The following is a 1,386-nucleotide window of genomic DNA, read 5'->3' on the forward strand; positions in this document are numbered from 1 at the left end:
GCTCGCGCCTGCGCAGCCGCCTCGCGACCGAGCAGGGCGCATGGGAGGACGCGCAGAGCGAGCTCAAGCGCATCGAGTCCGACGTCGCCGTCGTCGCCGGGGACGGCTCGGGGTGCTCACTGCACGACGGCGAAGTCCCACGGGTCGGTGCGCAGGTCGCTGAGGGTGACCTCGACGTCGTGCAGCTCACGGCGGAGCTGTTCGGCCGCCGTGTCGAGCCAGAGCCACTCGGCCGCCCAGTGCGACACGTCGACGAGGGCGGGACCGCGACCGAGCCTCATGAGCTCGCGGGCGTCGGAAGCGGGGTGGTGGCGCAGGTCGCTCGTGACGTACACGTCGGCGGCGAGCACCGCCGGGTCGGCCAGCAGTGAGTCGCCGGCACCGGCGCAGAGGGCGACGGTCTCGACGACGCCGTCGGCGTCACCGGCCACGCGGATGCCCGACGCGGTCGGGGGCAGGACGTCGCCGAGCTGGCGGGCGAGGGCGACGAGGGTCATCGCGTGCGGCAGACGGCCGACGATGCCGAGGCCCGTGCCCTCGCTCGTGCCCGGCGTGATCGGTCGCTGCTCGACGAGACCGAGCTGGTGCGCGAGCACGCGCGACGTGCCGGTCTCGACGACGTCGGCGTTGGTGTGGGCGGCGACGAGGCCGCACCCTGCCCGGACGAGCCGCGCGACGACGGCGCCCTTGGTGGTGTCCTCGGCGACCGTCGAGACGCCGTGGAACAACAGCGGGTGATGGACGAGCAAGAGGTCGGCGCCCATGCCGACGGCCTCGTCGACGGTGTCGAGCACGGCGTCGACGGCCAGGTGCACGTGCGTCACGGGCTGGTCGGGGTCACCGACGACCAGGCCGGGAGAATCCCACGACGAGGCACCCGCGAGAGGCCAGAGACGTTCGATGACGGAGTTGACCGAGGCGAGGGTGGACACCTCGACAGCCTAGTCGCGAGCCGTCGAGCGGAACCCCGTGATCATCACCGCGACGATGAACGCCACGACCGCGGCGCCGAGCAGGGCGACGACGACCGAGACCGAGGTCGAGAGGCCGGTCAGGCCCACGGCCCGGACGAGGAAGCCCTGCCAGGCGAACGACCCCAGGTCGCTCAGCAGCAACCCGAAGCCCAGGACGGTGCCGACGACCACGCCGGCCACGACGCCGATCGGACCGCGGCGGGCGACGCGCGTCGCATCGTCGGGGCGGGTCGAGACCGACGCGAGCGCGGTCAGGCCGACGAGGCCGGTGGCGACGGGGACGGCGACGGTCGCGAGGACGGCCGAGGCGACGGCGAGGCCCGGCACGAAGGCCAGCACGACGGCCGCGACGACGATCAGGGCGGCCGTGGCGGCGACCACGAGCGCGAGGGGACGGGGGCCGAGGATGCGG

1 protein-coding gene and 1 pseudogene are annotated in these 1,386 nt (G+C 74.1%); both read right to left on the reverse strand.

Annotated features, from left to right (window positions below):
• Nucleotides 1-116: 116 nt before the first annotated feature.
• On the reverse strand, nt 117-932 hold the full coding sequence (locus AEQ27_RS14995) for a Nif3-like dinuclear metal center hexameric protein (protein ID WP_054147403.1): 816 nt from the start codon (nt 930-932) through the stop codon (nt 117-119).
• Between the two features lie 9 nt (nt 933-941).
• Nucleotides 942-1,386: pseudogene (locus tag AEQ27_RS17935) on the reverse strand (hypothetical protein); the annotation flags it as partial.

The organism is Frigoribacterium sp. RIT-PI-h (genome assembly GCF_001297205.1).
In the GTDB taxonomy this organism is placed as follows: domain Bacteria; phylum Actinomycetota; class Actinomycetes; order Actinomycetales; family Microbacteriaceae; genus Frigoribacterium.